Source organism: Streptomyces sp. NPDC060209 (assembly GCF_042728155.1).
Classification (GTDB): Bacteria; Actinomycetota; Actinomycetes; order Streptomycetales; family Streptomycetaceae; genus Streptomyces.
Map to the genome: position 1 here is coordinate 1 of NZ_JBHWZS010000411.1, position 6,551 is coordinate 6,551.

The window sequence follows — 6,551 nt, forward strand, 5'->3', positions numbered from 1 at the left end:
GGCGGGGTACTGCCGTGTCTCAGAGACCGGCGGTGAGGCCGGAGGCCAGGCCGGTGACCGCGCCCGTGTTCACGCCGGTGGCGCCCTCGACGAGACCGGTGACCGAGCCGACGACGCCGGCGACCGGGACGATGCCCTCAACGGTGCCCGTGACGTTGCCGACGAGGCCGCCGACGAGGCCGCCCGAGACGTTGTCGAGGTCGCTGTCGGAGATCTCGGCGGTCTCGACCTGGGGGGTGTAGTTCATGATGAGCGCTGCCCTTCGTATGGAAATTGCTTATATACGGAAACCCCGTGGTGCAGCCTCCGTATGGCCCAGGATCAAAGCACGCCTGTGCCTCGTACAGCCAATCGAACTGCGGCGGATCTGTGGTTATCGGGCCGCTGGAATCGACTTACGTGCAGAAGCGTTCATGCCGTGGCGGCAGATTCTTCACGAGCTTCACCGGAGGAATTCCATGTCGTCGCAACCGCACGCCCCCCAAGTAGGGCACTCCCGCCCGAATCGACTCCTGGACCTATCCGGACCTGGGCTTCCGTGCCTGGTGGCGTGATCGGTGTGCGCATGCCGTGTGCAGGTTTCCCTGATTCGGCCGCCCTTGTAATTCCAGGCCCCGGTGGAGCGGCCCGCCGAGGAGGTTCGGAAGGTATCGGTATTCACGCCATTGTAAAAGATGAGCGGGACTCTATTTTCCGTGACCTCGTCCGTGAATGGATGGCGTATTTATGAAGCGTTTTCCGTGTTCGCGTGTTCATGGCGTCACGCGGCCTCCTGGTCTGTGGAGGATGTGTGCTGTCCGCGGTGACTGGCCGGGGCGGTGCGGGTGTTCTGTGAGCGTTCGTGCGGCCCGGGGTGGTGACGCACGGGGGGACGGCCTGATTCATCCGATGAAACGACTGCACCACCCTTCTCTCGGGCGACGCGCGGCGCTACCATCGGGATGCCTTATGGGAGCGCTCCCATCTCTGTCAGTCCCGTACCGCCGCTGTGCGGCGGACCAGCTCGGAGAGGACGCTTCCGTGCGCTTGAGCGCCAGACCAATCGCCGCCCTACTGGCGGCACTTGCCCTCACTGCCGGGTTATCGATCACCGGAACCCCGGCCGTGGCACGTTCGGACGAAGGGTCCGCCGCGGCCGAAGCATCGGATGTGTCCCTCGCGGCGGACACCTACACCTGGAAGAACGCACGGATCGACGGTGGCGGCTTCGTGCCGGGCATCGTCTTCAACCGGTCCGAGAAGAACCTCGCCTACGCGCGTACCGACATCGGCGGCGCCTACCGCTGGGACCAGACGGGCAAGCAGTGGAAGCCGCTGCTCGACTGGGTGGACTGGGACCGGTGGGGCTGGTCCGGGGTGGTGAGCCTCGCCTCCGACACCGCCGAACCTGACAACGTGTACGCCGCCGTCGGCACGTACACCAACAGTTGGGACCCGACGAACGGAGCGGTCCTGCGCTCCTCGGACCGCGGCGCCTCCTGGAAGGCGGCCACGCTGCCCTTCAAGATCGGCGGCAACATGCCGGGACGCGGGATGGGGGAGCGGCTCGCGGTCGACCCGAACAAGAACTCCGTGCTGTACCTCGGCGCCCCCAGCGGAAACGGGCTCTGGCGGTCCACCGACTCGGGTGTCACCTGGTCGGAGGTGACCGCCTTCCCGAATCCGGGCAACTACGCGCAGGACCCGACCGACACCAGTGGATACGGCAACGACAACCAGGGCATCGTGTGGGTGACCTTCGACGAGCGCTCCGGCAGCGCGGGCAGCGCCACCCAGGACATCTACGTCGGGGTCGCCGACAAGGAGAACACCGTCTACCGCTCCACGGACGGCGGCAGCACCTGGTCCAGGATCGCCGGCCAGCCGACCGGATACCTCGCGCACAAGGGCGTGCTCGACTCCGCGACGGGCCACCTCTATCTGACGCTGAGTGACACGGGCGGCCCGTACGACGGCGGCAAGGGGCAGATCTGGAGGTACGACACGCAGTCCGGCGCGTGGACGGACGTCAGTCCCGTCGCGGAGGCCGACACCTACTACGGCTTCAGCGGCCTCTCCGTCGACCGGCAGAAGCCCGGCACCCTGATGGCGACCGCCTACAGCTCCTGGTGGCCCGACACCCAGATCTTCCGTTCCACGGACAGCGGCGCCACCTGGACCAAGGCCTGGGACTACACGAGCTATCCGAACCGCGCCAACCGCTACACGCTGGACGTCTCCTCCGTGCCCTGGCTCAGCTGGGGTGCGAACCCTTCCCCGCCGGAGACCGCTCCCAAGCTGGGCTGGATGACGGAGTCGCTGGAGATCGACCCGTTCGACTCGAACCGGATGATGTACGGCACGGGTGCGACGGTCTACGGCACCGAGAACCTCACGTCCTGGGACAGCGGCGGCCAGTTCAAGATCACGCCGATGGTCAAGGGACTGGAGGAGACGGCCGTCAACGACCTGGCGAGCCCGCCCTCCGGCGCGCCGCTGCTGAGCGCGCTCGGTGACATCGGGGGCTTCCGGCACACGGACCTCGACGCGGTGCCCGCCATGATGTTCACCTCGCCGAACCTGGACTCGACCACCAGCCTGGACTTCGCGGAGACGGCCCCCGGCACGGTCGTACGCGTAGGCAACTCCGACGCCGCTCCGCACATCGGCTTCTCCACCGACAACGGTGCCAACTGGTTCCAGGGCTCCGAACCCTCGGGGGTGACCGGCGGCGGCACGGTCGCCGCCGCGGCGGACGGCAGCGGTTTCGTCTGGAGCCCGGACGGCGCGGCCGTCCACCGCACCACCGGTTACGGCAACTCCTGGACCGCTTCCACCGGAATCCCGGCGGGGGCGACGGTCGAGTCGGACCGGAAGAACCCGAAGAAGTTCTACGGATTCAAGGCCGGCACCTTCTACGTGTCGACCGACGGCGGAGCGACGTTCACGGCGAAGGCGACCGGCCTCCCGGCCGAAGGCAACGTCCGCTTCAAGGCGTTGCCCGGCTCGGAGGGTGACATCTGGCTCGCGGGCGGCGCCCCGACGGGTGCGTACGGGCTCTGGCGCTCCACCGACTCCGGCACGAGCTTCACCAAGTTCTCCGGTGTGGAACAGGCCGACAGCGTCGGCTTCGGCAAGGCGGCGGCCGGTGCCCCGTACCAGACCGTCTTCGTCAGCGCGAAGATCGGCGGGGTACGCGGCATCTTCCGGTCGACGGACGCCGGCGCCAACTGGACACGCATCAACGACGACGCGCACCAGTGGGCCTGGACCGGCGCGGCGATCACCGGGGACCCAAGGGTCTACGGCCGGGTCTACGTCTCCACGAACGGCCGGGGGATCCAGGTCGGCGAGTCCTCCGACACCGACGGCGGGGGCACGGACCCGGACCCCGGCACCGACCCGGAGGAGCCGCCGGGGGAGGCCGGCTGCAAGGTGACGTACACAGTCACCAACCAGTGGTCCGGCGGCTTCCAGGCCGAGGTGACGGTCACCAACACCGGCAGCGCGGCCTACGACGGCTGGCAGCTGGGCTGGTCCTTCCCGGGAGACCAGAAGGTCACCCAGATGTGGAACGCCTCCTACCAGCAGGCCGGGGCGAAGGTGACCGCTACGAACGTCGGCTGGAACGGGAAGGTGGCTCCCGGCTCCTCGGCGGGCTTCGGCTTCACCGGCACAGTGACGGGCACCGGCACCGAGCCGGCCGCGTTCACGCTGGGCGGTGAGGCCTGCACCGTCGCCTGATGCCCGCGGGCCGGCGCGGGGAGCGGTTCTCCCGGCGCCGGCCCATGAGTGTCACGAAATGGACATACCACCCCCTGTGTGGTGCATTGGAGGGAACGCACCTCGCCTGGGGAGGCACCCGTGGTCGATGTCGATGTGCTGGTCGCAGGGGCGGGCCCCGTCGGTCTGACAGCCGCCTCCGAGCTGCGTCGGCGCGGGGTGTCGTGCCGGGTCGTCGACCGGCTCCCGGCGCGGCTTCCCTATGCGCGCGCCGTGGGCGTCCAGCCCCGGACACTGGAGATCTGGGACCGGATGGGGATGATCCGTGAGGCACTGGAGACCGCCGTCCCGCTGAAGGGGCAACTGCTCTACGTCAACGGTGAGGAAGGGCCGCGGATCGATCTCGAACTGCCGCCGGAGGTGCCCTACGGCTTTGCGGCCCTCCCGCAGTACGAGACCGAGCGGCTCCTCGAGGACCTCCTGCGGCGCTGGGGAGGCCATGTCGAACGCGACACCGAACTCGTCTCCTTCGAGCAGGACTCCGAAGAGGTCAGGATCGTCCTCTCCCTGCCCGCAGGCGGGACCGAGGAGCTCACGGCCCGCTACCTCGTGGGCTGCGACGGGGCCCACAGCGTCGTACGCAAAGGGCTCGGCCTGTCCTTCGAAGGTGCGGCGCTGCCCGATGAGTACATGCTGGGGGACGTCGAGGTCGACTGGGACCTCCCCGCCGGATACGGGATCCGGGCCTCGCGCGTCGTCGACGGACACACGGACGACCTCCTGGTGTGCATCCCGCTGCCCGGCGACCGCCGTTACCGGATGTCGATGGCGACACCGCCCGAACTGTCCCGGGCGGGGCGCGAGGACGCGGACGGCGTCGCGCACGGCCTCAGCGGTGAACACGGCCCGGTGCCCGGGATCGAACACATCCAGGCGGTGCTGGACCGGCTCTCTCCCCGCCCCACGACCGCCTCCTCACTGCGCTGGTCCTCGGTGTTCCGCATCAGCCACCGCATCGTCGGCCGGTACGGCCGGGGGCGTGTCTTCGTGGCCGGGGACGCCGCGCACATCCACCCGCCCACGGGCGCCCAGGGGATGAACACAGGCGTCCAGGACGCGTTCAACCTGGCATGGAAGCTCGCCGCCGCGGCGCGGGGCCGAGCGGGTGCGGGACTGCTGGAGAGCTACGACGCCGAACGCCGCCCGGTCGGCGAGGAAGTGGTGGCGCGCACCCTGCGCCACGCGCGGAGCGGTATCCAGGCCGACCCCGACGACCCCGGGACGATGATGCTGCGCGAGGCCCAGCTCCTCGTCGGCTACCGGGGCAGCGCGGTGGTGGGTCCGGACGGCTCGGCATGCGACGGCCCCGCCCCGGGCGACCGCGCGCCCGACTGCGGTGGCCTCCGGTACGCCTTGGGGACCTTCCCCGTCCGGCTGTTCACCCTGCTGCGGGAACGGGAGCACACCCTGCTTCTCTACGCCGACCACGAGGACCAGGCGGCATCGTTCGACGACGTGGCGGCTGCGGCCGCGCGGGCGGCGCACGGCATGCTGAACGCCTGTGCGGTGCTCGCCCCGAAGCTGCGTGCGTCCGTGGTGCGCCTGCCCGCCGTGCACGACAGCCTCGACGAATTCCGCCGTATGTACGGGGCGCGGGGCGGTGAGGCGGTCCTCGTACGGCCCGACGGCCATCTCGGGCTGCGAGCCACCCCGGCGGGGGGCACGGAACTTCCCGCACACCTGGAGATGCTCTTCGGGCCATGACGGCACGGGGGACGGACGTGACGCGGGGCTCGGCAGGGAGTGACTGCCGGGCCCCGCGCCGTCCGATGAGCCGACTCCGCTCACCTCATCCCGGCTCAGGGGAAGGACACCACCTGGGACGGGATGGTCGACGTACCGGAGGTCGGTGATCCGGTGTTGTTGATGACGTGCTCGTACTGGCCCTGTCCGCCGAGGGAGACGACGAGCAGGTCGTGGAATTTCACTCCGGGCTTCACCGGGGCCTGGAAGCCGTGCTGCTGACGGATGGTCGGGTCGACGTTGAAGTAGCAGTAGCTGCCCATGCCCCAGCCCTCGTGGGTGGTGACGGAGTCGTCGACCTTGTAGGCGGCGTAGCCCTTGATGTCACCGTTCTGGATGGCGGCCTGGTTGGGGGCGTCGTACGCCTTCTCGTTCTGGAAGAAGATCGTCTTCCCGTTCTCGCCGTACCACTGGACGTCGTACTTGTTGAAGTGCTCGACGAACAGCCCGGTGGCCAGCACGTCGTCGCCGTTCACCCGGAGGCCGTAGTCCGACCGGTTGGTCTCCCAGCCGACCCCGTCACCGTGGTCGGCGCGCCAGAGCCAGGTGTGGTCGATGATCGTGTCGTCGCTGTTCACCACCATGCCGGTGGTCGCCTTGCCTGCTCCCGCGCCGCCGACCCGGACGAAGACGTCCTGGAGGCTGGTCGGGTTGGCCGCGTGGTCGGCCGACGCGCCCTCGGGCCCCACCTGGACGAGGACCGAGGAGTTCTGCGTACCCGCGTCCACCAGGAGTCCGGCGAGCTTGACGCCGTCGACGTCGCCGACCTTGATCGCGGTCACCCCGTTGTCCGGGATGATCGTGGCGAGGCCGAGGCCCAGTGCGACGGTGTTCGCGCGGTTGATCTCGATGGGCTCGTTCACGTGGTAGATGCCCGGGGTGAACAGCAGGTGCAGACCCTGCCGGACGGCCGCGTTGATCGTCTGAGCGGTCGCGCCGGGCTTGACCACGTAGAACTGGCTCAGCGGGATGGACTCACCCTGCGGGGTGCCGTTCCACGAGACGCCGCGTGCGTTGGTGCGCTTGGCCGGGACGAAGACCTTGTA

Annotated in this window: 3 protein-coding genes and 1 pseudogene; 2 read left to right on the plus strand and 2 right to left on the minus strand. The window is 69.2% G+C overall.

The window, feature by feature from the left end:
• Positions 1–19: 19 nt before the first annotated feature.
• The gene (locus ACFWFI_RS39805) at positions 20–247 is read right to left on the minus strand and encodes a type A2 lantipeptide (protein WP_203184655.1); all 228 of its coding nucleotides are present in this window, start codon (positions 245–247) and stop codon (positions 20–22) included.
• Positions 248–1,020: 773 nt separating this feature from the next.
• On the opposite strand from ACFWFI_RS39805, the gene ACFWFI_RS39810 reads away from it, so the two are divergent.
• Entirely contained in the window at positions 1,021–3,723 is a 2,703-nt protein-coding gene (locus tag ACFWFI_RS39810; RefSeq protein ID WP_387400362.1) for a cellulose binding domain-containing protein, read from the plus strand.
• Between the two features lie 120 nt (positions 3,724–3,843).
• Positions 3,844–5,466: an FAD-dependent monooxygenase gene (locus tag ACFWFI_RS39815; protein WP_387400364.1), complete on the plus strand. Its 1,623-nt coding sequence runs from the start codon at positions 3,844–3,846 to the stop codon at positions 5,464–5,466.
• Positions 5,467–5,561: 95 nt separating this feature from the next.
• Here ACFWFI_RS39815 and ACFWFI_RS39820 read toward each other — a convergent pair.
• Positions 5,562–6,551, minus strand: a pseudogene (locus tag ACFWFI_RS39820) (coagulation factor 5/8 type domain-containing protein); the annotation flags it as partial.